The sequence below is a fragment of the Streptococcus oralis subsp. oralis genome (assembly GCF_002096435.1).
In the GTDB taxonomy this organism is placed as follows: Bacteria; Bacillota; Bacilli; order Lactobacillales; family Streptococcaceae; genus Streptococcus; species Streptococcus oralis_AA.
The window spans coordinates 640,953-667,382 of record NZ_NCUI01000025.1 but is presented as its reverse complement, the minus strand read 5'-3'; the positions used below and the strand labels follow the sequence as shown (position 1 = coordinate 667,382).

Below are 26,430 nucleotides of genomic sequence, written 5' to 3'. Positions count from 1 at the left end.
AAACATCCTCTCCTGATAATGATTCATTCTATCATACTTCTGCTCGCAAGCAAATTATTTGCTACGAGCTGCTCAGACTTCGTCTATCTTCTAGTTTATCATACTTTAAAACAGGGAGGCTATATATTTTACCTATCAAGGAGATAAATAAAAACTATCTCAAACCTAAGTCCTCATAGGGTTTTCTATAGCCGATTTGTTTAACAGCACCATTCTCCACCAAAATTGGACGTTTCAATAACATACCATCACTCGCTAGAAGCTTGGCTGCTTCTTTTTTTGACAAACTTCCCACCTTATCTTTTAGGCCCAGTTCACGGTATTTGATCCCGCTGGTATTGAAAAATTGTTTCACTTCAAAACCGGAAGTTTCCAACCAGTTTAAAATCACGTCTTCACTTGGTGTTTCTTCTACGATGTGGACATCTTGGTATTCCAGTCCAAGTTTATCCAATTCATTTTTTGCTTTCTTACAAGTTGAACATTTTGGGTATTCGATAAATTCTAACATCTTCTTTTCTTTCTATTTTTTATTTTCTTGAAATGCTACACCTTCATGTTGCAAGAGCCAGGCTTTCTTTTCGACTCCCGATGCATAGCCTGTCAGACGATTGCCTGACCCCAGCACACGATGGCAGGGTACGAGTATGGACCAAGGATTACGTCCCACTGCTCCGCCAATCGCTTGAGCAGAAGCCACTTGCAAGTCTTGAGCTATTTGTCCGTAAGTTACTGTTTGACCATAAGGAATGGCCTGTAAGTAAGCCCAGACCCGCTTTTCAAAATCCGTTCCAATGGGAGCCAAAGGTAAGTCAGATAGATGCTGAACACTGCCTTCGAAATAGGTATCTAAATAGGAAATAACTTTCTCTAATACAGAATGGCTAGCAACTTCTTCTATCGTTTCATCCCCTAATCCCCTCTCAAAATGAGTTTGGTCCTGTACCCAAATTCCATACAGATATTGCTCGTCAGCAACTAAGGATAAGGTCCCAATTGGCGACGGGTAGAACATTTTTGCGTACTTTTTCTGCGTCATTTTTTTAATTTCTGATAGGCCAAACGTTCCCCATCAACTGGAACTTTTCCAACCTGACTGAAGCCCAGCTTTTCAAAGATATGCTGCATGGCCTTGTTATGTGCATGCGTATCTGAACGAAAATCTAGATAATCAAAACCTTCAATCAATCCTTCTAGGAAAGTCTGAGCAACTCCTTGTCCTTGGACATCTGCTGCCACAGCGATACGGTGAAAGACCAGATATTCTGATTCTTCCCCCTGCCAACTTCCTTCATAAATCGCTTCATAGGCTTCCTCTGGGTTCTTGGTCACAGCAGCATAGGCTAACAGTTCTCCCTCTTCTAAGGCCACATAGGCTTGACCAGAGATGATATCATCAATAATGATGTCGGCATTTGGATAGCCATTTTGCCACTGGTCACTACCAGACTTGGCTAAACACTTTTTGGCATCCTCCATCACCTGCATAATCGCATCTACTTCGTTTGGAAAGGCTAAACGAATCTCCATCTTTTCCCCTCATTTCTAACTAGTTTCTCTCATCATAGCATAATTTAAAGCTTTCTACAAGCAGTTGAAACTTGACTTTTGTTTTTTATTATTTTATAATCTAGTTATCAAAACTAGATAAAAAGGAGTTGGAAATGAATTCTAACTTTTCCTACCCAAAATGGGAAGACATTCCAAACATTGACCTCTATCTGGATCAAGTTTTACTTTATGTCAATCAAGTCTGTGCCCCTATCTCTCCAGATAAGGACAAGGGCCTGACCGCATCCATGGTCAATAACTATGTCAAACATGGTTATCTGACAAAGCCTGACAAGAAAAAATACCAACGCAAACAGATTGCCCGTTTGATTGCTATCACTACTCTCAAATCTGTCTTTTCGATCCAGGAAATCGCCCAGACGCTTAATAGTCTAGAAACTCAAGCGAGCTCAGACCAGCTCTACAATTCTTTTGTGGACTACATGAACCATGGGATTGATCCAGAAAATCCTATTATCCAAACCAGCTGTCAAACGGTTAAACTCTATCATCAAACTCTAGACTTAATCCTTATTAAAGAAGAGGAGGAAATCCAATGAATACCAGTCTAAAACTCAGTAAAAAACTCAGTTTTGGAGAGGAAATTGCTAATAGCGTGACCCATGCTGTGGGTGCCGTTATCATGCTCATCCTACTCCCTATTTCATCCACCTATAGTTATGAAGCACATGGTTTTTTATCATCTTTTGGTGTTTCTATCTTTGTTATCAGTCTCTTTCTCATGTTCCTCTCGTCAACCATTTACCACTCTATGGCCTATGGTTCGACCCACAAATACGTCTTGCGAATCATCGATCATTCTATGATTTATGTGGCTATCGCTGGCTCTTATACGCCGGTCGTATTGACTTTGATGAATAACTGGTTTGGCTATCTGATCATTGCCATTCAGTGGGGAACAACCATTTTCGGCATCCTCTATAAAATCTTTGCTAAAAAGGTTAATGAGAAATTCAGCCTTGCCCTTTACCTGATTATGGGCTGGTTGGTTCTAGCTATCATTCCTGCCATTATCAGTCAAACAACGCCCATCTTTTGGAGTCTCATGGTAACTGGCGGACTCTGTTATACAGTTGGAGCTGGATTTTACGCTAAGAAAAAACCTTATTTCCACATGATTTGGCATCTCTTTATCCTAGCGGCATCTGCACTTCAATATATCGCGATTGTTTATTACATGTAAAAAAGTTGAGAAAAGATTCTCAACTTTTTTCTTTACACATATTGATAAAGTACTGGTGCAAGCGAGCATCATCTGTCAATTCTGGATGAAAAGAGGTTACCAGCATATTTTTTTCTTGAGCTGCAACGATTTGATCATCAACTGTTGCTAGGATTTCCACACCCTCTCCAAGACTGCTGATAATTGGTCCGCGGATAAAGGTCATTGGAATCTTGCCAACTCCCTTACATTCTGCTTCTGTATAAAAACTTCCTAGTTGACGCCCATAGGCATTGCGCTCAACTACTATGTCCATAGTCGCTAGATGACTTTCTTCCTGAGAAATAATTTCCTTAGCTAGCAAGATTAAGCCCGCACAAGTTCCAAAGACTGGGAGTCCAGATAAAATAGCTTCTCGGATGGGAATCAACATCTGCTGGTCACGCAAGAGTTTGCCCATGGTTGTAGATTCTCCACCAGGCAAAATCAAACCGGACAAGTCACTCTGATGTTGTTGAAAATCCTCTAAATTTCTGATTTCGACACTAACAACACCTAAGTTTTCTAACACTTTTGCATGTTCTGCAAAGGCACCTTGCAAGGCTAATATACCGATTTTCATCTATTTTCCTCGCTCAGCCATGAGAATTTGGATTTCATTCTCATTGATACCAACCATGGCTTCCCCTAGATCTTCTGAGATTTGAGCCAGAATTTGAGGATTTTGATAGTTGGTTACGGCTTTAACAATGGCACTTGCTCGTTTAACAGGATCTCCTGACTTGAAAATACCTGATCCAACAAAAACACCTTCTGCTCCCAATTGCATCATCAGAGCAGCATCTGCTGGTGTTGCCACACCTCCGGCTGCAAAGTTTACAACTGGCAATTTTCCATGTTCATGGACATACTGAACCAATTCAACAGGGACTTGCAAGTCTTTTGCAGCCACATAGAGCTCATCCTCACGTAGGTTTTGAATACGGCGAATTTCCTGATTCATCATGCGCATATGACGAACGGCTTGAACAATGTCTCCTGTACCCGGTTCTCCTTTGGTACGAATCATGGATGCTCCTTCAGCGATACGACGTAAGGCTTCTCCTAAGTCCTTAGCCCCACAGACAAAAGGAACTTGGAATTCCTTCTTATCCACATGGAAACGGTCGTCAGCTGGAGACAGCACTTCACTTTCATCGATATAGTCAATCTCAATAGCCTCTAAAATCTGAGCTTCTACAAAATGCCCGATTCTAACCTTGGCCATCACTGGAATGCTCACCGCTTCTTGGATTTCCTTAATCATCTTTGGATCACTCATACGGGAAACCCCACCAACTGCACGAATATCAGCTGGAATGCGCTCCAAGGCCATGACAGCTGCTGCACCAGCAGCTTCCGCAATCCGAGCCTGTTCAGGGTTCTGAACGTCCATGATAACCCCACCTTTGAGCATCTGTGCCAAGTTTTTATTTAGTTCATAACGATTTTCAGTCATTTCTTAATCCTCATCACTTGTATTAGTAGCTACCATTTCATTTTAAGTCAGATTAGAATGAAGTACAAGATAGAAAAACAATAATTGTCCGGGTACACTAACATAAAAAACTATCTGACCTTCAGTTAAGGCCAGATAGTTCATCAATTTTTATTTTTCAGCTGTAAGTGCAGCCATTGTGATGTAGTTGTATGGTTTGTTGAAATGTGGCAAGAAGAATAGGTCTGTCAAAGCCAATTTATCAATGGTTACATGCTCTTGGATAGCAAGTGAGAACATGTGGATTCCCATACTGATTGAAATATCATGTGAAACCATTTGTGCACCAAGGATTTCGCGGCTGTCTTTATCAAAGACAATCTTGATGGCAACTTCGTGATTGTCATGTTTGATAAATTCTGGTTTTTGAAGATCGTTAAAGCCTGTTTCAGTTGCATTATAGCCCGCAGCTTTGGCTTTTTCAAGAGTCAAACCAGTTGAAACCATGTGAAGACCGTAGATTGAAATACCGTTTGATCCTTGAACTCCGATTCCTTCCAATTCATGGCCACAAGCATTGTAAGCACCAACGATACCAGTACGTACAGCGTTAGAAGCAAGTGCGATGTAACTAGTGTCTTTACGAGCATTGTCATAAACAGTTGCACAGTCACCAACAGCGTATACACCTGGGATAGATGTTTCTTGTTTCTTATCTACGAGGAAGGCACCGTTGCGGAAGAGTTCAATCTTACCGTCAGCAAGAGCTGTGTTTGGACGGAAACCAACAGCAAGAACCACCATATCCACATCAAATGTTTCTTTGTCTGTTACCAAGCGTTCAACTTTTCCATCACCTTGGATGGCTTTAACTGTTTGACCAAGAGCCAAGCGGATGTTGTGGTCTTCCAAGTTCTTCGCCATCATTTGAGTGAAGTCTTTATCATAGTAGCCGTTCAAGACTGTGTCTACGATATCGACAAGTACCACTTCTTTTCCAAGACGCTCAAAGGCCTCTGCAAGTTCAACACCGATGTAACCACCACCAACAACGGCAATGCGCTCAAGGTGTTTGCTCTTGTCTTCAAGTTTTTCAATAACTTCTTCAGCGTTTTGGTACAATTTAACAAATTGTACATTTTCAAGAGTTGCTTTGAATTCGCGGTTGCCTTTAACGATTTCTACACCTTCGATTGGAGGCAAGATTGGAGTTGAACCAGTTGCAAAGATCAATTTATCATAAGACTCTTTGTGCTCTTTTCCTTCAACTTCTGCAGTCACAACTTTGTTATCGTAGTCAATTGAAAGAACTGGTGAGTTCATGTAAACTTTAGCACCTTTTGCTTCCAATTTTTCTTTATCAGAGTAGAAGAGACCTTCTGGGCCATCAATTTGTTCCCCGATCCAAAGCGCCATTCCACAACCAAGGAATGAAATATTTGAGTTTTGGTCAAATACTACGATTTCGTTCTCATGTCCGAAGTTGTCCAACATGGTATTAATACAAGCTGTACCAGCGTGGTTAGCACCAACTACAACGATTTTACTCATAGAAAAATTCCTACCTTTAATTTTTGATTTACCTTTCTAGTATATCATTTACTGTTAGCGTTTACAAGGTATTTGCTCAGAATTCTCTTTTTTTCAGAAAAAAATACACTTAACATTGATAAATCTAATTTTTCTATCGTTTTCATATTAATTTTGAGCATATTTCTTGACTTTTTGTCAAAATTCATTTGTGAAAACGCTGACTTTATGATATGCTAGATACATGGAAAGAAAATGTAAGGGGTTTAATTTTTCTTTAACCAACTTATATTGAATGATTTCCTATAAAGAGAAAGGAGCTGGTAGCTTGCCTCTTCATTCACGTTCTGAACGGCTAATGGGAACAACTATCACGATTTCATTAGTAGATGAACAGGCTGATTGCCTACTTCAAGGAGCCTTTGATTTGCTCAAGGAGCTCGAATACCGCTTCAACGCCAACAGTCAAGAATCCGAACTGATGGAAATCAACTACCAGGCCGGGATCGCACCTGTTAAGGTTCATCCTGAGCTATTTGAACTGATTGCTCTTGGACTTGAGCATAGCCTAGCTCCATCTAGCCATCTAAACATCAGCATTGGCCCCTTGATTCAAACCTGGCGAATCGGATTTGCAGATGCACGGCTTCCAGACTCTAAAGAAATCGAAGCTGTCTTGCCTCTAGTTGACCCGCATTTTATCAAGTTGGATCCGACTAGCTCTACTGTATTTTTAGAGAAGAAAGGAATGAAGCTTGATTTAGGTTGTTTAGCTAAGGGCTATAGTGCAGATAAGGTTGCCCAGTATTTGAAAGAACACGGTGTCACCTCTGCCCTGATCAATCTCGGAGGAAATATCCTCACCATCGGGAACAACCAAGCCAAAGAAGGGAAAGCCTGGCAGATTGGGATTCAAGATCCGCGAAATCCTCGTGGCAATCATCTCCTAACCATTCCTGCTTCTAACAAATCCGTTGTAACTTCAGGTATCTATGAACGCCACCTGACAGTAGATGGAAAAGACTATCATCATATCTTTGATAGTGAGACAGGATTCCCTGTCGAAACCGATCTCGCTAGCCTAACGATTATCTCTGATAAATCCGTTGATGGTGAGATTTGGACAACGCGCCTTTTCGGAGAACGAAGCGCTTCTATCCTCTGGCAAGTCGAAAGTATAGATGGTATTGAAGCCATCCTCATCGACAAAGAGGGACGCCTTGCATGTTCTTCAGGCCTTCAAAATTGTATTATGTAAAAAGAGAAAGGAAATCTCATGCTAAAACTTATTGCCATTGTTGGAACGAACTCTAAACGTTCTACAAACCGCCAATTGCTCCAATACATGCAAAAACACTTTGCTGATAAAGCTGAAATTGAACTCGTTGAAATCAAGGATATCCCTGTTTTCAACAAACCAGCAGATAAGCAACTTCCAGCTGAAATTCTTGATATTGCAGCTAAAATTGAAGAGGCTGATGGTGTGATTATCGGTACTCCTGAGTACGACCACTCTATCCCTGCGGTATTGATGAGCGCTCTTGCTTGGCTATCTTACGGTATCTACCCACTTTTGAACAAACCAATCATGATCACTGGTGCTTCTTACGGTACACTTGGTTCATCTCGTGCCCAATTGCAACTTCGTCAAATCTTGAATGCTCCTGAAATCAAGGCAAATGTTCTTCCAGATGAATTCTTGCTCTCACACTCTCTTCAAGCATTTAACCCAAGTGGTGACTTGGTTGACCTTGATGTCATCAAAAAATTGGATGCCATCTTTGATGACTTCCGTATCTTTGTGAAAATTACTGAAAAATTGCGCAATGCACAAGAATTGCTTCGCAAAGATGCAGAAGAATTTGACTGGGAAAATTTGTAAGATAGGAGACCGAAAGAATGAAATTTGTTGGACTTGTTGGATCAAACTACGATCAATCATATAACCGCAAACTCTTGGAATTTATCCGTCGCAATTTCAAATTCAAATTTGAATTAGAAGTTCTTGAAATCGACGAAGTTCCAATGTTTAACCAAGACGAAAAATGGGACGAAAGTTTCCAATTGCGTTTCTTGTATAACAAGATTACACGTGCTGATGGTGTCATTATCGCCACTCCTGAGCACAACCACACTATCTCAGCTTCTCTCAAATCTGTACTTGAATGGCTTTCATACGAAGTTCATCCATTTGAAAACAAGCCTGTTATGATTGTTGGTGCATCATACTATGACCAAGGAACATCACGTGCCCAAGTTCACCTTCGTAAAATCCTTGATGCTCCAGGTGTTAATGCCTACACGCTTCCAGGAAATGAATTCCTTCTTGGTAAAGCTAAGGAAGCTTTTGATAACAACGGAAATATCACCAACGAAGGAACTGTTAAATTCCTTGAAACTTGCTTAGATAACTTTGTAAAATACGTAGGAGTCGTTTCGAAATTGAAAAAACCAAAACCAATCGAACCAGAAGATTTGGATTGTGGAAAACCAATCGCTACAACTATCACAGAAGTTGATCCTGACGATCCAGAATGGGTAGAAAAAGTTGCAGCAATCACTGGAGCTGTTTCTGGTGATACCTATGTCAAATTGGACCACGGTATCCTTACAGTTAACCAAATCGATATGTTCTTGAAAGCTATGCCATTTGAATTGACATACGCTGATGACAACAACCAATTCCTCTACTACAACAACGCTCACCAAGATCCAGACACCATGTTTGCAAAACGTGTACCGCCTCAATCAGGTAGCCGTATGTCGACTGTTCATGGTTCTCTTCCACCAGCACGTATGAAGAACGTAGAGTGGGTTATCGGAACACTTCGCAACGGAAACCAAGAATACGTCCGCACGATCGTTCCAGGTTCTCCTGCAGGTGTTATCAACACTCACAACTACCAAGCAATGTACTATCCTGATGGATCATATGCTGGAATCAATGAAATCGTCTTTAACTTCCAGCCATGGCTTGACTGGTACCTAAAAGAAACGGGGCAACGTTTGGTGGGTGGTAGCGGACCATTTGCTCCTGCAGCTGGAGGTCATGGAGACGCCGATGCTACTTCTGGCGCTTCTGATTCAGGTGATGCTGGAGGCCACGGTGGTGACGCTGATGCTACTTCTGGTGCAAGCAACTAAGAAACTAAAAAGGAGCCATTTGCTCCTTTCAGATCGAATACAAAGTCCTTAGAAGACACTTTTCTAAGGGCTTTTCTTTTTGTAAAGTTGTATCATAGAGGTAAGAAAAGTTGTGAGGTGCTAACTATGTTTCACAAAGAAAAACCAGATTATCATCGCTGCCAATATGGCTTCTATACGATAGACGAATTGGTCCCAAGAGATCACTTTCTTCGCCAAGTGGAATCAGAGGTTGATTTTGACTTTATCTATGACTTAGTTGAAGATACCTATAGTCCAGATAATGGTCGTCCTAGTCTCGATCCCGTCATGTTAGTCAAAATTCCTTTGATTCAATGCTTTTATGGCATTCGCTCCATGCGCCAAACCATTAAAGACATTGAAGTAAACGTAGCCTATCGTTGGTTTCTTGGACTAAGCTTGGATGACAAGGTGCCTCATTTTACCACATATGGAAAGAATTACAGTCGTCGCTTTCAAGATAAAGAACTGATTACCGAGATATTTTTACAAGTACTCCATCAAGCTTTATTTGCTGGTTTAATGGATCCTTCGGAAATATTTGTGGATGGTACCCATATCAAAGCTGCAGCTAACAGTCACAAGTATCATAAGGAAATGGTTGCCCAACAAGCTAAATTTATGAGTGAGCAATTGGAAGTTGAGATTGATGTAGATAGGAGAAAACACGAAAAAAGTCCTTAAAGCCCGCAAAAGAAAGCGAGGCTAAGGAAAAGAAAATCTCAAGGACAGATCCTGAGAGTGGTTGGTTCCACAAGGGGGAACACAAGGAAGTATTTGCCTATTCTGCCCAAGTAGCGTGTGATAAGCATGGTTGGGCCTTGGCTTATAGTGTTGAAGCAGGAAATGTACACGACAGTCAGGCTTTCCCTGCCCTTTTTTCAAAGTTAGAAGCTTTCTCCCCACGCTACATTATTGCGGAATCAGGCTATAAGACCCCAGCTATTGCCCATTATTTATTACAGCGAAACATTATCCCTGTCTTCCCCTATACCCGCCCCAAGGGAGTAAGGGGGAACTTAAGACCCGGTGATTTTGTTTATGATGCCTTCTATGACTGTTACCTCTGTCCAGAGAACCAAGTATTAGCCTATCGCACGACGACCCGAGCAGGCTATCGTGAGTATAAGAGTGATCCAAAAGTATGTATCGCCTGTCCCCTATTATCCGTTTGTACCCAGAGCCAGAATCAGCAGAAAGTCATCACAAGACATGTATGGAAAGACGAACTTGAATATTGTGAAGAGATTCGACACCAAAGAGGGATGAAGGAGCTTTATAAGAAGCGCAAAGAAACAATTGAGCGACTCTTTGGGACTTGCCAAAGAATACCACAACCTTCGTTATACAAGAAAGAAAGGCAAGTCCAAGATGGAAGATAAGATTGGGCTTACTTTAGCGTGTTTGAATCTCAAAAAACTAGTAAAAATGAGGGTGGACAAGCCTTTTTATTTTGTTCAAATGACCATTATTCTATCAAAAGATGGAATTTTAGCCTGACAAACAGAAAAAGCAAACACCATTTGGAATGTTTGTCTTCAATCTAAGACGGAAGACCCTTCTTCCGTCTTATTTTTGGTATCGAGACTCTGGAATCAATCGATTCCAAGCTCTTCCTTCTTCTTCTGCTGGGTTTCCTTGTGATTATCATAGCGATCTACCAAGAACTTGGCGATTTCTTTGAGGATAAAATGAGTCGGGATGCCACAATCATCCCCAGCATGCAATGGATATTGCTGGATAAGAGCAAGAGCACCCTGATGGTAATAGGATGGACCTCATCTAACATCAGATAAAGAAGATAATCATTAGCAAAAGGACCTACATCAGCTTACTTTTATAAAACATCTACCTCCTCCTATCGGTTATTTTTTCCTAAATTTTGTTATAATAAAGGAGATTTAACGAAAGAGAGTAAAAATGGAAAAGATTATCAAACTAGAAAATGTAAGCTTGGCTAAACAAGGCCGAACCATCTTAAAGGATCTCAACTGGCAGGTGAAAAAGGGGGAGCATTGGGCCATTCTCGGTCTCAACGGTTCTGGAAAGACTACTCTCCTGCGCCTGCTTATGGCTGAACATTGGAAGACCAAGGGCAAGGTGACGGTTCTGGGTACGGAATTTGGCGCTGGCGATATTCCTCAGCTGCGAACTAAGATTGGAGTAGTTGGCTCCTTCATTGCTGAACGCCTGCCTAGCCATCTCATTGCCGAAGAAATCGTCCTGACAGGTAAGTATAAAAGCAGTATTCTCTATGCTCCTTACGGGCAAGCAGAGCTGGATCAAGCTAGGGAAATGCTGGTCTCTCTTGGCGGACAAGATTTGATTGGCCGGAGCTACATCAGTCTCTCTCAAGGGGAAAAGCAGCTCTTGCTGATTGCGCGCAGTCTCATGGAAAAGCCAGAACTGCTTATCTTAGATGAAGCGACCAGCGGTCTGGATCTCTTTGCTCGCGAGCGCCTGCTGGATCAGATTGGTAAGATTACACAGATGGAGAACGCTCCAACTATCCTCTATGTCACCCACCATGTTGAGGAAATCACTGCTGCTATGGATCATGTCCTACTCCTAAAAGAAGCTGAAATTATTGCCCAAGGTCCTAAAGGAGACATACTTCAAAAAGAGGTCATGGATCGCTTCTATCCTCAGCCAGTCGAGCTGATTGAGCTGGGAGAAGACCGTTATTTCATCAAGATGGAGAACAGGTCCTCATGAAGCAATTTTCTAACACTATCTTCAACCTGGGCTAGTTTCTAATTCTGACCATGACTGCGATTGTCTTGCCTTTCCTATCTGGACAGAGTCTGCTATCCCACACTTACATCCCTTTGAGGATTGCTGAAGGGGTCCAATTCATCAGTAATCTTTGGTATTTCTATCCTATCCTCCCGCTCTTTCTCCTCAGCCTCTTTTTAATCCGGCCCCTGCTAGAAAAAGTTCAGACCAAGCATCTTTTTTGGATTTTGTCCTTCACTTGACTGATGCCCGTAACGAGATTTTACCTTGTTCTAAAACTGCCATCTGAGAACGCTTTGACACTTAACTTATCAAAGACAAGATCATTTTTTCCCAATCGCGTATATATTTAGAAACTATCTTTTCATTTAGGCCCACGGTACTAACATAGTCTCCTCTCGCCCAAAACTTTCGATTGTCATAATATAACCCCTCTTGTTTTTCAATCTGAACAGGAGGGGTTGTTTTGAATGGAAATGAATAAGACTTAGTTTTGTGTTATTAGCATTTTCATCACTTCATTTTAATCGTAATCAGCATATCTCCACCAAGCTATTGTTGCGATAAGACCTAGAATACTTACCCCAAATAAACTGACAATGCTCCCAAAATTTAATAGTGCTTTTCCTGCAATACCACTTGCGAGTGCAGGAATCGCCCATGGAATATACTTCCCAAAGTTAAGAGCAGAACCAAGCTGAGAAAAAATAATAGTAAAAATAATAAATGCCAATGGTGACAAATAGCCCCGGCCTAAACAAGCAAAAAAAGCTACTGGAGTAGAGAGTATGATTGTAAGAGTAGTACAAAAACCAAAAGTAAGTATACCTTTGAAAATCACCGTTAAGTTCCCACCATCAAGTCCAATTAGATTGCCAGCCAACAATCCCAATAAAAGTGCAAAAATTGATAGAATATAGCTCCACAAAGCGATAACGATAAACTTGGATAATACGATTGTATCTCTTCTTATCGGGAGCGCTAATAGGTCTATCATCGTTTTATCAGAATATTCTCTGCCAAAAACCCAAGATGCTGTAAATCCAAAAATGAGCAATCCCCCAACAGAAATGACTTGTGATACAGTCATTAAGTACGACGACCAGTCTGTTATCCTCATCATTTCCATTTTTGCAGAAATCAAACCAAGATTTTTGAAATTCTCTGGATATTTCATCATAGTTGCAAATAACCCAACAATAAAAGGAACTAAACAGATAGAACAAGCAGTTACGATGGAAAGTTTTGATTTTATTAACTTTCTCCATTCAATTAAAATACAGGAACTAAGCTTTTTCATTCGAGATTCCTCCATTATATTCATTCAGTATTCTTAAAAAATAATGCTCTAAATCTTCTTTTTCAACAGCCAGCGATTTGGGTGGACACCCTGCATGGACTAGCAATGTGGCAATATCTTCCGGGCATTCCACAGATTTTCTATCAGTTAATTCTAAGAAATGGATATTATTTTCTGTGTCTGATTGAATGTTTACCTGATAGCCATGGTTAGATAACACTTCTTTCATTGCCTTATTATTAGAGCCACTTACTAGTAACTTCTTTTCTAAGTACTGTTCTAATTCATTGCTTTCAACTTCTCTTATAAGTCTGCCCTCATGTATAATGACTATTCTAGTAGCAATTTTAGATATTTCTTCCAGATTATGACTTGAAATAAGAACAGTTGTACCTAGATTATTTGCCAATTCCTTTAACAGCTCTCTCACTTCAATAACTCCAAAAGGGTCTAATCCATTTGTTGGCTCATCAAGAATTAGGATTTTAGGTTTATGAATAATCGCTTTTGCAATTCCTAAACGCGCAACATTTCCTAAAGAAAGATGCTTCTCCTGTTTATGTTCATATTGCTTTAGTTTTAATTTTTCAATTACCCAGTCAATATTATCTTTATTAACCCCTCTTAATTTACTAACGATTTCTAAATTTTCTCTCACAGTTAAGTCTGGATAAGAATAAGGTGTCTCAATAATATAACCTATTTCATTTCGAAGTTCTAAATTACTCAGATCTAACTTTTTTCCTTGGATATAACATTCTCCTGATGTAGATTTTATCAATCCTAGCATCATTCTCATCGTCGTTGTTTTCCCTGCACCATTTAGTCCTAAAAAACCTACTATTTCACCACTTTTTATTGATAGATTCAAGTTGTTGACAACATTTTTTGTTCCATATCTTTTAGAAAGGTTTGCGGTTCTAATTGCTTCTTTCACCATTACCTATCCTCCTTAGTAATTTGCTCCACAATTCCTTGTATGACTAACTTCAATGTGGTATCAAATTGTTTTTCGCCGATTTCCTCGATGTGTAGAATAGTCATAGCAATCGTTCTAAATAAAGCAGAGACGATTTCTACCGATACATTTTCTCTAATGTTGATTCGGGATACAATTTTTTTAACCATCCTATCATCTATCAGATGATGATTTGTTATCGCCTCTTTTGGTAATTTTCTTACGAGTAATTCCATTTCATGATTTTTAAATATGGTATACATAAATGAATAGCGAAAATCTTGATAAAAATCATAAAGTAACTGTACCAGACGATTTGTATCTATCTTGGTTTCCATACCTAATTGTTCTGTCAGGCGATCCATAACATCTATTTGATATTCTTCTAAGACCGCAAAAAATAACATTTCTTTTGAGGAATAAAAATTATAAAAAGAACCTTTGGAAATATCTACCATTACTGCCATCTGGTCAACTGTGGTTTTCTTAATCCCATATCTTTGAAGGCATTCCTTTGCAACTTTATGTAATTTCTTTCTAATTACTTCTTTCTCTTCAGCAGTAAAAGCAGTAGCCATAACTTCCTCCTAAAAACTCTGTGATGTTTTTTGATTTTACAGTCATAGATTATCATATAAAATGAAAAATGTCAAAAGTCTTATATCTTCTTTGTAAGAAAATATAAGACTTTAAATTTACACACACCTTAATTCTTTTCTTTTAGACCTATTTATTTGAGTTTCACAATTTAAAAAATAAGGATACAGTACTGAAAGCTCCTATTGTCTGGCTTTTCTCTCTGTATCCTTATTGTATCTCAAGTTCCTTCTCTCAATTTCTCAATCATGACCAAGAAAGATGGATTGTTAATCTGATTGATGGTCTTGTAGAGGGCAACAGTGAAGTCCCGCTGAGGCAGGTAACTAAGATTAGCTGAGCATTGTTCAAGCAAGCTTCTGCCAAACCGCTGGCAGTTTACTACTTCATTTAAAACAAAGAGTCTGAGACAAAAAGATTTTGATTTTAGGAATTCCTTATTATAAATTTTTAAAATCGATAGATTAGAGCAAAAAAGCGAACAAGACAGAATTCTGAGTGTCAGATAACTCGTTTTGTTCGCTTTTTATATTGAAGATTAGACTTTTGTCCCAGACTCTTTTTTATTACAACAGAAAAGGGGAATGTAAATCATCTACAACCCCATTTCGTTTTATGAGTTAGGATCATCTATACTACGGCCGTGTAACCCTTTTTCACGTTGTACTTGGCGTAGTTTTTCTGGTGTGACATCATTTCCTTCCTCGTCCACAATTTTAATTCCTTCAATATGGTGGCGAACAGAACGACGATAGCCTTCGATATACTCCTCACGAAGTTTAGCTTGTTCTACTTTTTCAGCAGAAGTTAAGCCTTCTGTTTTTTTCTTTTTGGCAAGCTCGTTGATGCGAGCGATTTTTTTCAGATCCATTTCTTCTCCTTTGTGATAAGATACAGTCCGTTTGACTGAGTTTATTTAGTATTGATTTGGTTAAAACGTGCGAGCTTAGCTGCTTTCTTGGTTAGTTGCGACAAGATAGCCAAACGATTTTGTCGAACAGTCTGATCTTCAGCCATTACCATGGTATTTTCAAAGAAAGCATCAATAACTGGGCTAAGCGCAAAGAGTTGTTCTAATTGCTGACTTACAGTCCCTGACAAAACAAGTGATTCTACGGCTTCTGCCAAGGCTTTCTCTTCTTCATTCTCAAAGAGAGCAGGATCAACAGTATCAGTTCCTTCGGCTTTTTCAGCCAAGTTGAAAGCACGAGAGAGGGATTCGACAGATGGTTTGAAGTCTTCTTTCTTACTTGCTTCGACAAGAGCACTTGCTACTTCCAGCATATCTGCCACAACAAAGTTTGAACTTGCAAGAACTGCTTCCTTGATATCTTTTGGAGTAGAACCCATCATCTTATCAACACGAGCCTTGATAAAGTCCATGACTTCTGCTTTATTTGCATAAGTCAAGCTATCAAATTTCAAACTGTAAAGGCTATCGATCAGCTCATCCATAGCAATGTGCCAACCAAAGGCATCCAAGATACGAACCACACCTTGGGTCGCACGACGAAGGGCATAAGGGTCATTAGAACCTGATGGAATCAAACCTACTGAGAAGAAACTCAAAATCGTATCCAATTTGTCTGCAATGGCTAGAATGGCTCCTACCTTACTCTCTGGAAGTTCGCCTTCGGCAGCTGTCGGCATGTAGTGTTCACGAATAGCAGCCGCAACTGCTGGAGTTTCACCAGCAAGAAGGGCATATTTTTCACCCATAATACCTTGGAGCTCATCAAACTCACCAACCATACCCGTCAACAAGTCAAACTTGTAAATAGCTGCTGCACGAGCTAGGTCAACTGTTTCATCCACTGACAAACCAGCTTTTTCTGCCAAGAGAATGGCAATCTGACCTGTACGAATCATGTGTTCACGAAGGGAACCAATCTTCTCATGGAAAGTCACATGGTTCAATTTTTCAACAAGATCTGAAATGACCAATTTTTGGTCTTCACGCCAGAAGAATTCACCGTCTTCCAAACGAGCAACTAAGACTTTTTCATTACCCTTGATAACATTTTCCAAACGCTCTGCGTTTCCGTTACGGACTGAAATGAAGTTTGGCAAGAGTTTACCGTCTTGATCACGAACAACAAAGTAACGTTGGTGTTCTTTCATCGAAGTTACCAAAACTTCTTCTGGAACTTCAAGGTATTTTGCATCAAAACTTCCCATAAAGGCAGTTGGGTATTCAACCAAGTTCAAGACTTCATTGAGCAAATCAGCATCAATTTCGATGCGTACACCATGCTCAGCTTCGATTGCTTTGATTTGATCAACAATCATTTGCTCACGTTCACGAGGATCCGCGATTACAAACTGAGCACGAAGGTCTTCTTCGTAACTCAATGCTGACTGAATCTTGGTTTCTTGTCCCAAGAAACGATGACCGCGGCTTACACGACCGCCCTTGATGTCAAGGAAATCCAAGGCAAACTCTTGCTCGTCCAAGAGAACTGTCAAAGTATGTACAGGGCGGATGTATTCAAAGGTGTTGTTAGCCCAGTGCATGCTGACAGGGAAAGTTAGGGATTTTAAGACATCTACAACACCAGGAACAATGGCTTCAACTGGTTTACCCACTTCTTCCTTGGTAACATAGACATATTCTTCACCCTTGATTTCACGGAATTCAATATCTTCAACCGTCAGGCCTTTCCCACGGACAAATCCTTGAGCCGCTTTGGTAAAGTTGCCATCGCTATCCAAGGCAATTTTCTTAGCTGGACCCTTGAAATCTTCTGTCAAATCAGACTGTTTGTCTGCAAGACCAGTCACACGAACAGCCAAACGACGTGGTGTTGAGAAGGTTTTAATGGCTTCAAAAGACAGGCGGTTTTCCTTGAGGAAGGCTGCCATTTTTTCACCTAGTTGTTTTTCGCTTGGAGTTACTACGTAGGCTGGTAACTCTTCAAGACCGAGTTCTACTAATAAGTTTTTTGTCATGTTTTTTCTCCGAAAAGTATCTTTTTATTTTCCAGTTTGCCTTATGTGATTGGCACGCAAGCAACCAACTTCGTTGTTTCATTGCTAAAATTGGAGCCGAAAGTCTCCAATTTTGCCTAGTATCCTTAGCTTCACTAAGGATACCTTCATCACTACGGCAACTGGCTCAAGGCTCACTCTGTTCGCCCATTTTCGTAAACTGTCGCTCTCTTTATTCTGCGTCTTCTGCTAGGAGTTTAGCTCGTGTTGCTTCATCCAAAAGTGGGTAACCTAGGCGTTTGCGTTCTGCGACAAAGGTTTTAGCTACGACACGAGCCAGGTTACGGATACGAGCGATATAGCCAGCACGCTCTGTTACGGATACGGCACCACGTGCATCAAGTAGGTTAAAGGTATGTGAACATTTGAGAACATAGTCATAGGCAGGGTGAACCAAGCCTTCTTCTAATGCACGACCAGCTTCCTTTTCAAACTTATCAAAGTTTTCCAGCAACATTTCTTGGTCCGAAATTTCAAATGAATATTTTGAATGCTCATACTCAGGCTGGATAAAGATTTCTCCGTATTTTACACCATCAGCCCACTCGATATCATAGACAGAGTCCACTTCTTGAATGTAAGAAGCCAAACGTTCCAAACCATAGGTAACTTCCGCAGTCACAGGTCCAGTTGCTAATCCACCAACTTGTTGGAAATAAGTGAACTGAGTGATTTCCATCCCATCAAGCCACACTTCCCAACCGAGACCAGCTGAACCAGTCGATGGATTTTCCCAGTTGTCCTCAACGAAACGGATATCGTGTTCCAATGGATTGATACCCAATTTTTCCAAAGACTCAAGGTAAAGTTCCTGAATATTTGATGGAGAAGGCTTCATAACCACTTGGAATTGATGGTGTTGATATAGACGGTTAGGGTTTTCCCCGTAACGACCGTCAGCAGGACGACGTGATGGCTCCACATAAGCCGCATTCCATGGCTCAGGCCCGATAGCACGAAGGAAAGTGTAAGGACTCATAGTTCCCGCACCTTTTTCATTATCATAAGCCTGCATGAGCATACAACCTTGGTCATTCCAAAATTGTTGCAAAGTCAAAATAATTTCTTGAAATGTTAATTTCTTAGACATTGTTTACTCCTTTAATTTATATTATCTTTTTAGCTTTATTCATCAAGTAACCAAGAAAAAGCTGGATCCTGAAAAATATGACGTTTGGGAACAGTTTGTAAATTCTGATCGCATTCGTCTATTGTACCTAGTTTCAAAGCACAGACTTCTGGTATATTTTCTTGAGCAGTGAAAATTTGACTATGACAGTTCTGACAGTAATAGCGTTGTTTTCCTGGAGATGAACTATAGGTAACCAACTGTTCTTTTCCATGCAATACTAGATTTTTACTGCTAACTTTGGCATTCACTGTATAGGCAGACGCAGTTGCTTTCCGACAGAATGAGCAGTGGCAAAAAACTAATTCCGACAATTCCTCATCTAAAGTGTAGGTCACTGCTTTGCATAAACAAGATCCTTTAAGCATTATGCTCCTTTCTACTTAGGCATTAGACGAAATTCAAAAAGAACCGAATTTCAACACCCAAGCCTTGCGACTAGGGGCGTCAGAAACGCGGTTCCACCCTAATTTATTACTTCATTGTTTTTAAAAATACGACAGAAAGCGCCAGTTTCTTACCTTGTTCTACTTGGCTCCCACTACCCCAAGCTCGCTGAAGAACGCCCTAAGACTTTCTTTCCTAGCTAGTATTATAGCAGATTTTCTAGCTAGTGTAAACCAAAAATGAGTCTGAAAACAAAGTTCCAGACTCATTTATCAGTAAAGCTTCAGAAAGTCCTGTTTAAGGATGTCTTTTCGCTTTTGTTTTTTTGCCATGTAGATTTCTCTTGGCTTGTTTCAAGGCTGTAATGGCATCTTTGACATCTTCTTGGCTCGCTCCTGGATCTTTAAGGAGTTCCTGTGCCTCTTTAAAAGTTAAAAGATAAGCTGCTTTTTCTTTCTTGTCTGCATAGATAAATCTCGCGTTCTTTTCTTGGAAAAGACGTTCATCCTTGACCAGTTTCTTCAGACTAGAGAAGTCTGTAGCTTTGCCATTCAATTTACTTTTAGCTGTTGCTAGGGCAATGAGAGATTGGTCAATTTGATCCTGTTTGACTCTAGGGTCCACAGCTAGTAAGGCGATTTCTTGGAAGGCACGATCATAAGCTCGACGTACTTTTTCTTTGGCATTCGCATATCGTCCAGTTTTAGTCGTTGCGTAGTAAGCTTTCATAGCTTCTTTCAAGGCTGTAACGTTCGAATCTTTTCCATCCAAAGCTTTACCAGCAGCCTCAAGACTAGCGAGAACGCCATCAATCAATTCTTGCTTCAACTTGCTTGACAAGGCTGACTGTGCCACTTGGAAAGCTTGGTCATAAGCTTTTCTCTTATCTGCACTACTATTAAAGTAACGAGACGTTTCTACCAGTTCTTTTTGTTGATTTACCGCAGCAATCAAGGCCAACTTAGACACAACAGATAGACGCAAAGCATTATTTCGACCTGGCTTCACGAGCAAGGAAACGAGATCTTCAAGGAGTTCATATCCAGTTGGCAAGGTGACTTGTACAGTATAACGACCTGTAGCAACTTTCTTACCAAAGGCGTATTGACCGTATTTTTCAGCAGGAAGAGTGATACTTGTCCCATCTTCTCCTTTCAGAACCACTGTAGTCGTCTTTGGAACTGCTTGGTTGAAGGAAACAGATACCGGTGCATATTCTAGGAGATTTGCTAGGAAGGTAATGGTTTGGAAACTATTTTCTTCCGTCAAGTCAAACTCTTGGGACAAAGCACTGATAAATTTTAATTCTGTTCGGTCATAACTGAAAATTTCTGCTGTATAATGACCAAACTGTAAGAAATGAATCGCTTTTGTCTTGTCAACATCAACATATTGTCCCTTGCTATTTTTGATTCGATAGACGTAGAGGGTATCAATATCCTGGTTTGTTTTTGCATCCTTCAAGGCAATTTTCACTCGACCACTATTTTGATCGCGGACAAGTTCAGCAAGTGAGATATAGTCTACATTTCCTGCATAGTCCTCAACAAGATAGTAAATATTAGCCTTGTCAACATTCTTAGGAAGTGTATAACTACCGTCAGCATTGGCCTTAATCAGATGGGTGTTCTCAAGCGCACGAGTTCCAGACTGGTCTTTCCCAGTTAGAACCATGGTCCCTTTCTGATCAAATGGTGTGATATAGAAGACTTTTTCTGAAAGGATACCGCCTTGACCCACATCTTTTGGTTTTCGAGCTACGAATTCTTGATTTCCATCTTTAAAGCGAATATAACCACTTGTGATGACAGGTTTTTGAGTATCAATCTGAATTTTGAAGGTCGTGTATTGTTCTTTGGCTCCTGGAACATCTGGTGTGTAACTAATAACATAGTCATATAAACCATCTGCAACAGTATTGCCATCAAAATCCTGACCTCTCCAAGCGGTATTATCTAGAATATAACTCTTCAGATTTCTACTGTCACCATCAAAATAATTCTTACGAAGATCCTTTGCATCGCCCTCCCAAATAGGATGTTCATGCTTAGTATCCGTAGCCGCATAAACTGTAGCCCGAAGATTTACAAGATTTCTCAAAGCAACCGTTTTGTATTCAACTAGGTCTTTGTTTCCATCATCATTTGGAGAAATGGCAATACGGACATTCCCTTTTTCGTCCAACTGAAGAACATGCTTACCTTCAGCATTTTGTTCAATCCCAAGAACAGTAATTCGGCGTCCTTGGCGTTGACCTTTAGACACTAGAAGGTCATTTTGCAAGGTAGCTAGATAAGTAGCATCATTAGAGTAGTTAACGGCAGGATTTTCCTTGTCTACTTCCGTGTAAAATCCGTTTTTCCCTTCTCGAACAAGGTTGTAAATTGGTTTTTCGACAGCAGGAAGATTTTGGAATTCACCTCGGAAGCCCATAAATGCAAGACTCACAACATCCCCATCATCTGCTGGATCTACAAATCGAACAAACCCTTCAAGGAAATAGCCATTTGGCATTTGTTTGCTGAGTTCAGCAGCAAATTTTCGAGCATCCACTTTAACAGTGACTGTTTGACTGCTGTGGGCTTTGACCGTCACTTCAGGCCAGACTGTCTCTGTTAATTTTCGCGGTCGAAGGGTGAATTTTCCATCTTGGACCTCGTCTGTATTTGTATTCACTACCATCTTGAGAGTGCGGTCAGTATCTGAAATGTTGTGCACAGTAACCTTAAAAGTAAATTGGTCTCCAACATTTCCCAAAGTCACACTTGGATAACCATTTTCACCCGTTACATAGAGGTCTGTTGACACTGCAGCAGCTGTGTCCACAATACCAGAACCTTGCTGACGAGGAGAGGTATAAGCGCCTGTTTCCTTATTAACATGTGGTTTTGCAGTTGACATGATCAAGGCCTTGACAGTCTCTGATACTTGCTCAGGAGTCAATTCTGGATGGTGTTTTTGAAGGTATTCCTTAACCAGAACTGCAACACCTGTAACGTGAGGAGCCGCCATACTGGTTCCGCTGATACTACCGTAGGTATTGTCATTAAAGGATGAGTAGATATTGCCACCAGGAGCTGTCACATCCGGTTTCAATTGTCCATCGGTAGTCACTCCCCAACTTGAAAAGTCAGATAGCTGATTGGCTACATCAGAAGGGCGATTATCCATCTTGTCATTAAAAACAATCTTGTAGTTTCCTGATTTTAAGGCTTCACCATACTGTTTAGAAATAAATACAGAAGGAATTTTCTTTGCTTCATCATCAATAGCCATATTGATGTTTGCGCCCTCTACATTATTGTAGATCAATGCACCAACTGCACCGTGTTTTCGTGCATTTTTGATCTTCTCTGAAAAGTTCATGGCTCCACGCTGAATGAGGGCAAGTTTCCCAGTTAAATCCAACTTCGCAAAGTCTTCTTCATGACCTAACCCTGCTTCGACGTATTCGTACTCTTTTCCTTTTTCAAAGTCCTTATCTGCTTCAGGTTGATTATAATCAAATTTTCCGTTATGAAGGCCGGCATTTCCCTCTAGACCTTTAACTTCAAAAACGGCTGTTGTCAATGTTTTGTTGTTGACAGAAGCAACTGAAATTGAGTCTTCAACAGTGGATGGATTTCCAACTAAGCCATAGTCTGGATTTTCGGCTAGCGGTTTTGAATAACCATTTCCGAATGTATTGCTATTTCCTGCTGAGATAAGAACAGATACTCCCTTGGCACGAGCCCGTTTGATGGCATCCACAATATCGGAACTAGCATCCACCATAGAACCAGTGCTAGATCCCAAACTCATATTAATGGCATCTGCTCCTAAGGCAACTGCATCATCAATCGCCTTTACATATAGAGCCGAACTTGTCGTTTTTTGGCGATCTGAAAAGACACGCATAAACATGACTTGGGCTTCTGGCGCAACACCATAGACCTTTTCACCATTTGGTGCTTCTTTATCAGGGTTTCCAGCTGCAATCCCTGTTACGTGCATCCCATGAGAAGTTCTTTCTGCTTCTTTGATCTTATCTGTTCCGTCAAAGTAGTCATAGGCATAGACAACCTTATTACTATACCATTTACCGTAGTCGATTCCAGCAGCCTTTTTAGCTGCTTCGATGGCTTCCTTGTTTTTAAATTTTGCTTTTGACGGATCCGAAATTCGAAGAACCTCATGATTCAAATCAAGCCCAGAGTCAATAATGGCAACAACGGTCCCCGTCCCCTTGTAACCAGCCTTCCAAGTTTTTGGTACTGTGATGATATCATTGCTTGAAAGACTATTGGGTTTTGCAGACTCAGCTTTTTCTTGTTCTTTTTCAGTAGTTGCCGTTTCTCCAGTAGTTTTAGGAGCTGTCGTTGCTTGAGCCTCTTTGTTCTCTATGTTAGAAGCCTTCTCAGTAGCAGGCGCTGTACTGGTATCGACTGTTGTTTCTTTTTGAACGACACCTTGATTTTCTTCTTTTGCAACTGCGCTATCTTTTCCTGATTCTTGGGCTTCAGCAGTTTTATCAACCGGAGCATCTACCTTAGCATCTTGTTTACTAGCATCCTCTTTAGAAGTTTCAACTTCTTGTTTCTCTCCAACTACTGGTGCTATCCCATTAGTATTGGTTTGGTCAGTAGAAGAGTTTGAGTGTTTATCGTCTTTTAGCTCTGTCTTGATTGCCTGAGTTTGGGCTTGATTTTCACCTGTACTCTGCTCGTTGGCACTGACTTGACTTGCTCCAAAAACCAAAGCAGTTCCCAATAAAACTGAAGCAAGACCAAATTTGTATTTCCGTAATGAAAAACGTTGTCGTCTATTCATAAATAATCTCCTTTTTCTTTAAAGTATACCTATTATAACGCAAATAATCATAAATTTTCATAAAAATCTGAATTGTCACAAAAATGTAATATTTACGTATATATTTTACTTGTTTAATTTTATCATTCGTGTTATTTGCTCTATCAAACCAATATTTTCTAAGTTCGTTCCTATATTTCAATCCATAAAATTATTTCATTATACAAACAATTTAGATTTTTTATACATAAAAAGACTAGGATTTAAAATTCCTAGTCTTTGTTAATTCGATATAAATCGATTTTAAAAATTAAAAATCCATCTCATCCACACGAGGTGCGCCCGAAGTCACTGAAATTGTCTTTAAGACTTCTCGCTCGTCTTTGCTGAGTTCAATTCCAAAACAGTCAAGATTGCTCTGGATGCGAGAGGCTGTCACGGACTTAGGTAGGGGTAAAAATCCTTCTGCCAAACTCCAAGCCAAGGCAATTTGAGCCACTGTTTTCCCATGCTTCGCAGCAATTTTTTGGACTTCTTTCTGTTCAAACAACTCCCCTTGCCCAAATGGTCCCCATGCCTCTAAGAGAATTCCTTTCTCTTTACAGTAGTCAACCACTTCCTCTTGATAAACTCCTGGAGCCAAGCGTACCTGATTGACCGCCGGGATAATTCTTGCTGTCTCAAGCAAGGCATCCAAATGATGGGGAAGGAAATTACTAACGCCGATAGCACGGATTTTTCCTTCTTGGTAAAGGTCCTCCATCGCTCTCCAGACTTCAGCATTGCGAGTTTTCCATTCGTCATTTTCTCTTAAAGGTTTTGGATTTGGCCAATGGATAAGGTACAAATCTAGATAATCCAATCCCAGTTTTTCCATTGATTCTTCAAATGCTTGGCGAGCTTCATCATAGCTGTGATTGGTATTCCAGAGTTTGGTCGTTACAAAGATTTCTTGTCGTGGAAGACCGCTATCTCGAATAGCACGACCAACACTTTCCTCATTTTTATAGATAGCTGCAGTATCGATATGACGATAGCCAGCCTTTAAGGCTTCTAAAACGGCTTGGTAGGCTACCTCTCCATTTTCAGCTTTCCATGTTCCAAATCCTAGTACAGGAATTGAAACTCCATTATTAAGGTTGTAAGATTTCATCGTTTTTCCTTTCTATGTGAAGAAAATCTAAAGAAACAAAATCCTGATTATCAGAACACTTGCCCCTTTAGATTTTAACAATTATTGATCACGATCGTAATAGATCTCGTGAGCTTTCAAGCGAGAATTGAGCAATTCAGGAACCGTCACAAATGTATACCCTTCACCCTTTAAATACTCAATGACACTTGGTAGAGAATTAACCGAAGGACCATGAATATCATGCATGAGGATGATGGAACCATTGCGAACCTGACGTTGAATCTCTGTCAAAATGGCTGTCTCGTTTTTACTCTTCCAGTCCAAACTATCCACGTCCCACATGATGAAGCTTAAATCAAGGCCGTTTCGAATATCATCAGTGATGGCACCATAAGGTGGGCGCATCAGTTTAGAGCTTGATCCTAAAACTTGAGTTAACAAATCTTCTGTATCAGTGATTTGCTTTTTAGCATCTTCGAGCGAAAGTTGTGAAAGAACGGGATGACTCCAGCTGTGGTTTCCTACAACATGACCTTCTGATTTCATTCGTTTTAGAAGATTTTCATTACCTGCAATGTTTTTACCAAGTACAAAGAAGGTTGCTTTTACACCATATTTAGCTAAAGTATCCAAAGCCTGCGTGGTTGTAGTTGGATTTGGACCATCGTCAAAAGTCAAGGCTACAACTTTTTTATTTTTCTTAGCAAAGTATGCTTGGTAGAGTTCAGCATCCTTTTCTAATAGATAAGAAGACTCAATGACATCAAAGAAACTGGATATGGGCAAAGCAATTTCCTCAACAGTCTCTCCAGCATTAGCAGGATAAAGGATGATTTGACTATCCTTATAATCAAAGCTCCAAGATGTCAATTCTTGGTCTGTGAAGCTCTTTATAACTTGATCAATTTTTGCCTGATCAAGTTTCTTATCTTCTAGAGTTGATTTGATTTGAGTCAGTAAGAGTTCCTTAGCCTTGCTTGCATCTTTGAAGAGTTTACTGAGGTCAAAATCTTTCCCATCTTCGGTCAAGAAAATTTTCCCTAAGGAAGTCTTTTCTTTTTCTTCAACCTTTGATGCAGACAAATCGTAGACTTGCTTGCTGATATTACGAGCAACAACTCCCTTTAAGACAGGATCCAACTGCTCGGTATAATAAAAGACCAAGTCCTCTTTATCTTCCAGCTTTTCTTTGATATCCTGGTTGATTTTTTCTCTAACAGACGCAATGACTTCCTCTCCTTGTAGAGGATAGTAGGCAATCACCTCAGCTTGACCTTTTCGAAAATGGTCCTTCTGACTACCTGAGTTGAATTGCTGGTCCTTTTCGCTCTTCAGCGCTTCAATTTTTTGTTCGTAAGATTGCTTTTGTAGTAGCTTATAACCAATAGCACTTCCTAATAGAATCGTAGCAATTCCTAAGATTCCAACAAGGGAAAGCAATAGCCTTCTCGTTTTATCGTGAGAAACACGTTTCGCTCTATTTTTTTTCATATTTCCATCATATCA

22 protein-coding genes and 5 pseudogenes are annotated in these 26,430 nt (G+C 40.2%); 8 read left to right on the top strand and 19 right to left on the bottom strand.

What is annotated here, in order from left to right; translation table 11 throughout:
* Positions 1 to 154: 154 nt before the first annotated feature.
* From B7723_RS09530 to B7723_RS09520, 3 genes are read right to left on the bottom strand one after another with little or no spacing between them, the layout of a single operon-like run.
* On the bottom strand, positions 155 to 511 hold the full coding sequence (locus B7723_RS09530) for an arsenate reductase family protein (protein WP_084849400.1): 357 nt from the start codon (positions 509 to 511) through the stop codon (positions 155 to 157).
* Between the two features lie 12 nt (positions 512 to 523).
* Positions 524 to 1,039, bottom strand: a complete 516-nt coding sequence (locus B7723_RS09525; RefSeq protein ID WP_084849401.1) for a methylated-DNA--[protein]-cysteine S-methyltransferase — start codon at positions 1,037 to 1,039, stop codon at positions 524 to 526.
* On the bottom strand, positions 1,036 to 1,530 hold the full coding sequence (locus B7723_RS09520) for a GNAT family N-acetyltransferase (RefSeq protein ID WP_084849402.1): 495 nt from the start codon (positions 1,528 to 1,530) through the stop codon (positions 1,036 to 1,038). The genes B7723_RS09525 and B7723_RS09520 overlap by 4 nt, the downstream gene beginning before the upstream one ends.
* 134 nt (positions 1,531 to 1,664) lie before the next feature.
* Here B7723_RS09520 and B7723_RS09515 point away from each other — a divergent pair, with 134 nt between their 5' ends.
* Both B7723_RS09515 and trhA read left to right on the top strand, forming a co-directional pair.
* A complete protein-coding gene (locus B7723_RS09515; RefSeq protein ID WP_084849403.1) occupies positions 1,665 to 2,111 on the top strand; it encodes a DUF1836 domain-containing protein in 447 nt (148 codons plus the stop codon).
* Positions 2,108 to 2,755, top strand: a complete 648-nt coding sequence (gene trhA / locus B7723_RS09510) for a PAQR family membrane homeostasis protein TrhA (protein ID WP_001097972.1) — start codon at positions 2,108 to 2,110, stop codon at positions 2,753 to 2,755. Before B7723_RS09515 ends, trhA begins: the two co-directional genes overlap by 4 nt.
* A 19-nt stretch (positions 2,756 to 2,774) precedes the next feature.
* Here the strand turns inward: trhA and pdxT are convergent, their stop codons facing one another.
* The 3 genes from pdxT to nox all read right to left on the bottom strand — a co-directional run bounded on the left by pdxT (position 2,775) and on the right by nox (position 5,762).
* Entirely contained in the window at positions 2,775 to 3,356 is a 582-nt protein-coding gene (gene pdxT / locus B7723_RS09505; protein WP_084849404.1) for a pyridoxal 5'-phosphate synthase glutaminase subunit PdxT, read from the bottom strand.
* Positions 3,357 to 4,232, bottom strand: coding sequence for a pyridoxal 5'-phosphate synthase lyase subunit PdxS (gene pdxS, locus B7723_RS09500; protein ID WP_000138534.1), 876 nt, complete (start codon positions 4,230 to 4,232; stop codon positions 3,357 to 3,359).
* A gap of 150 nt (positions 4,233 to 4,382) precedes the next feature.
* Positions 4,383 to 5,762, bottom strand: a complete 1,380-nt coding sequence (gene nox, locus B7723_RS09495; RefSeq protein ID WP_084849405.1) for a H2O-forming NADH oxidase — start codon at positions 5,760 to 5,762, stop codon at positions 4,383 to 4,385.
* A 307-nt stretch (positions 5,763 to 6,069) separates the two neighbouring features.
* Between nox and B7723_RS09490 the strand changes: the two genes are divergently transcribed.
* From B7723_RS09490 to B7723_RS09475, 4 genes and pseudogenes are all read left to right on the top strand, one after another.
* A complete protein-coding gene (locus tag B7723_RS09490) occupies positions 6,070 to 6,999 on the top strand; it encodes an FAD:protein FMN transferase (protein ID WP_084849536.1) in 930 nt (309 codons plus the stop codon).
* A gap of 18 nt (positions 7,000 to 7,017) precedes the next feature.
* Positions 7,018 to 7,623: an NADPH-dependent FMN reductase gene (locus B7723_RS09485; protein WP_084849406.1), complete on the top strand. Its 606-nt coding sequence runs from the start codon at positions 7,018 to 7,020 to the stop codon at positions 7,621 to 7,623.
* A 17-nt stretch (positions 7,624 to 7,640) separates the two neighbouring features.
* Positions 7,641 to 8,885 carry an NAD(P)H-dependent oxidoreductase gene (locus B7723_RS09480; protein ID WP_000673672.1) on the top strand — a complete coding sequence of 415 codons (1,245 nt, stop codon included), beginning with the start codon at positions 7,641 to 7,643 and terminating at the stop codon, positions 8,883 to 8,885.
* 126 nt (positions 8,886 to 9,011) lie between these two features.
* Positions 9,012 to 10,550: pseudogene (locus B7723_RS09475) on the top strand (IS1182 family transposase).
* Here B7723_RS09475 and B7723_RS09470 read toward each other — a convergent pair.
* Positions 10,502 to 10,686: pseudogene (locus B7723_RS09470) on the bottom strand (AI-2E family transporter); the annotation flags it as partial. The pseudogenes B7723_RS09475 and B7723_RS09470 sit on opposite strands and share 49 nt — an antisense overlap.
* 140 nt (positions 10,687 to 10,826) lie before the next feature.
* Between B7723_RS09470 and B7723_RS09465 the strand changes: the two are divergent.
* Together B7723_RS09465 and B7723_RS09460 are read left to right on the top strand one after the other, a co-directional pair.
* Positions 10,827 to 11,621 (top strand): ABC transporter ATP-binding protein, encoded by a 795-nt coding sequence (locus B7723_RS09465; protein ID WP_084849407.1) that lies wholly within the window; start codon positions 10,827 to 10,829, stop codon positions 11,619 to 11,621.
* A gap of 50 nt (positions 11,622 to 11,671) precedes the next feature.
* Positions 11,672 to 11,875, top strand: a pseudogene (locus B7723_RS09460) (beta-carotene 15,15'-monooxygenase); the annotation flags it as partial.
* Positions 11,876 to 11,904: 29 nt separating this feature from the next.
* On the opposite strand, the pseudogene B7723_RS10665 reads toward B7723_RS09460, so the two are convergent.
* From B7723_RS10665 to pgdA, 12 genes and pseudogenes are all read right to left on the bottom strand, one after another.
* Positions 11,905 to 12,065, bottom strand: a pseudogene (locus B7723_RS10665) (IS200/IS605 family transposase); the annotation flags it as partial.
* A 100-nt stretch (positions 12,066 to 12,165) separates the two neighbouring features.
* Positions 12,166 to 12,942: an ABC transporter permease gene (locus B7723_RS09450; protein WP_084849409.1), complete on the bottom strand. Its 777-nt coding sequence runs from the start codon at positions 12,940 to 12,942 to the stop codon at positions 12,166 to 12,168.
* A complete protein-coding gene (locus tag B7723_RS09445; protein ID WP_084849410.1) occupies positions 12,929 to 13,882 on the bottom strand; it encodes an ABC transporter ATP-binding protein in 954 nt (317 codons plus the stop codon). The genes B7723_RS09450 and B7723_RS09445 overlap by 14 nt, the downstream gene beginning before the upstream one ends.
* Positions 13,882 to 14,478, bottom strand: a complete 597-nt coding sequence (locus B7723_RS09440) for a TetR/AcrR family transcriptional regulator (protein WP_084849411.1) — start codon at positions 14,476 to 14,478, stop codon at positions 13,882 to 13,884. Before B7723_RS09440 ends, B7723_RS09445 begins: the two co-directional genes overlap by 1 nt.
* A gap of 239 nt (positions 14,479 to 14,717) precedes the next feature.
* A pseudogene (locus tag B7723_RS09435) lies at positions 14,718 to 14,828 on the bottom strand (SAM-dependent methyltransferase); the annotation flags it as partial.
* Positions 14,829 to 15,110: 282 nt separating this feature from the next.
* Complete coding sequence (locus tag B7723_RS09430) at positions 15,111 to 15,368, bottom strand: DUF896 family protein (RefSeq protein ID WP_084849412.1); 258 nt, start codon at positions 15,366 to 15,368, stop codon at positions 15,111 to 15,113.
* 41 nt (positions 15,369 to 15,409) lie between these two features.
* Positions 15,410 to 17,446 (bottom strand): glycine--tRNA ligase subunit beta, encoded by a 2,037-nt coding sequence (gene glyS / locus B7723_RS09425; RefSeq protein ID WP_084849413.1) that lies wholly within the window; start codon positions 17,444 to 17,446, stop codon positions 15,410 to 15,412.
* 211 nt (positions 17,447 to 17,657) lie between these two features.
* A complete protein-coding gene (gene glyQ, locus B7723_RS09420; RefSeq protein ID WP_000038733.1) occupies positions 17,658 to 18,575 on the bottom strand; it encodes a glycine--tRNA ligase subunit alpha in 918 nt (305 codons plus the stop codon).
* 35 nt (positions 18,576 to 18,610) lie between these two features.
* Positions 18,611 to 18,982, bottom strand: a complete 372-nt coding sequence (locus tag B7723_RS09415; protein ID WP_000912017.1) for a GFA family protein — start codon at positions 18,980 to 18,982, stop codon at positions 18,611 to 18,613.
* Between the two features lie 316 nt (positions 18,983 to 19,298).
* Positions 19,299 to 23,810: a S8 family serine peptidase gene (locus B7723_RS09405; protein ID WP_084849414.1), complete on the bottom strand. Its 4,512-nt coding sequence runs from the start codon at positions 23,808 to 23,810 to the stop codon at positions 19,299 to 19,301.
* A gap of 289 nt (positions 23,811 to 24,099) precedes the next feature.
* Positions 24,100 to 24,942 (bottom strand): aldo/keto reductase, encoded by an 843-nt coding sequence (locus B7723_RS09400; RefSeq protein ID WP_061587562.1) that lies wholly within the window; start codon positions 24,940 to 24,942, stop codon positions 24,100 to 24,102.
* An 81-nt stretch (positions 24,943 to 25,023) separates the two neighbouring features.
* Positions 25,024 to 26,415, bottom strand: coding sequence for a peptidoglycan-N-acetylglucosamine deacetylase PgdA (gene pgdA, locus B7723_RS09395; RefSeq protein ID WP_084849415.1), 1,392 nt, complete (start codon positions 26,413 to 26,415; stop codon positions 25,024 to 25,026).
* Between the last annotated feature and the right edge of the window lie 15 nt (positions 26,416 to 26,430).

What these genes read in the sequence shown, in the direction of transcription:
- B7723_RS09530 (WP_084849400.1), bottom strand. Translation starts at nt 511, where the DNA reads ATGTTAGAATTTATCGAATACCCAAAATGTTCAACTTGTAAGAAAGCA.
- B7723_RS09525 (WP_084849401.1), bottom strand. Translation starts at nt 1,039, where the DNA reads ATGACGCAGAAAAAGTACGCAAAAATGTTCTACCCGTCGCCAATTGGG.
- B7723_RS09520 (WP_084849402.1), bottom strand. Translation starts at nt 1,530, where the DNA reads ATGGAGATTCGTTTAGCCTTTCCAAACGAAGTAGATGCGATTATGCAG.
- B7723_RS09515 (WP_084849403.1), top strand. Translation starts at nt 1,665, where the DNA reads ATGAATTCTAACTTTTCCTACCCAAAATGGGAAGACATTCCAAACATT.
- trhA (WP_001097972.1), top strand. Translation starts at nt 2,108, where the DNA reads ATGAATACCAGTCTAAAACTCAGTAAAAAACTCAGTTTTGGAGAGGAA.
- pdxT (WP_084849404.1), bottom strand. Translation starts at nt 3,356, where the DNA reads ATGAAAATCGGTATATTAGCCTTGCAAGGTGCCTTTGCAGAACATGCA.
- pdxS (WP_000138534.1), bottom strand. Translation starts at nt 4,232, where the DNA reads ATGACTGAAAATCGTTATGAACTAAATAAAAACTTGGCACAGATGCTC.
- nox (WP_084849405.1), bottom strand. Translation starts at nt 5,762, where the DNA reads ATGAGTAAAATCGTTGTAGTTGGTGCTAACCACGCTGGTACAGCTTGT.
- B7723_RS09485 (WP_084849406.1), top strand. Translation starts at nt 7,018, where the DNA reads ATGCTAAAACTTATTGCCATTGTTGGAACGAACTCTAAACGTTCTACA.
- B7723_RS09480 (WP_000673672.1), top strand. Translation starts at nt 7,641, where the DNA reads ATGAAATTTGTTGGACTTGTTGGATCAAACTACGATCAATCATATAAC.
- B7723_RS09465 (WP_084849407.1), top strand. Translation starts at nt 10,827, where the DNA reads ATGGAAAAGATTATCAAACTAGAAAATGTAAGCTTGGCTAAACAAGGC.
- B7723_RS09450 (WP_084849409.1), bottom strand. Translation starts at nt 12,942, where the DNA reads ATGAAAAAGCTTAGTTCCTGTATTTTAATTGAATGGAGAAAGTTAATA.
- B7723_RS09445 (WP_084849410.1), bottom strand. Translation starts at nt 13,882, where the DNA reads ATGGTGAAAGAAGCAATTAGAACCGCAAACCTTTCTAAAAGATATGGA.
- B7723_RS09440 (WP_084849411.1), bottom strand. Translation starts at nt 14,478, where the DNA reads ATGGCTACTGCTTTTACTGCTGAAGAGAAAGAAGTAATTAGAAAGAAA.
- B7723_RS09430 (WP_084849412.1), bottom strand. Translation starts at nt 15,368, where the DNA reads ATGGATCTGAAAAAAATCGCTCGCATCAACGAGCTTGCCAAAAAGAAA.
- glyS (WP_084849413.1), bottom strand. Translation starts at nt 17,446, where the DNA reads ATGACAAAAAACTTATTAGTAGAACTCGGTCTTGAAGAGTTACCAGCC.
- glyQ (WP_000038733.1), bottom strand. Translation starts at nt 18,575, where the DNA reads ATGTCTAAGAAATTAACATTTCAAGAAATTATTTTGACTTTGCAACAA.
- B7723_RS09415 (WP_000912017.1), bottom strand. Translation starts at nt 18,982, where the DNA reads ATGCTTAAAGGATCTTGTTTATGCAAAGCAGTGACCTACACTTTAGAT.
- B7723_RS09405 (WP_084849414.1), bottom strand. Translation starts at nt 23,810, where the DNA reads ATGAATAGACGACAACGTTTTTCATTACGGAAATACAAATTTGGTCTT.
- B7723_RS09400 (WP_061587562.1), bottom strand. Translation starts at nt 24,942, where the DNA reads ATGAAATCTTACAACCTTAATAATGGAGTTTCAATTCCTGTACTAGGA.
- pgdA (WP_084849415.1), bottom strand. Translation starts at nt 26,415, where the DNA reads ATGAAAAAAAATAGAGCGAAACGTGTTTCTCACGATAAAACGAGAAGG.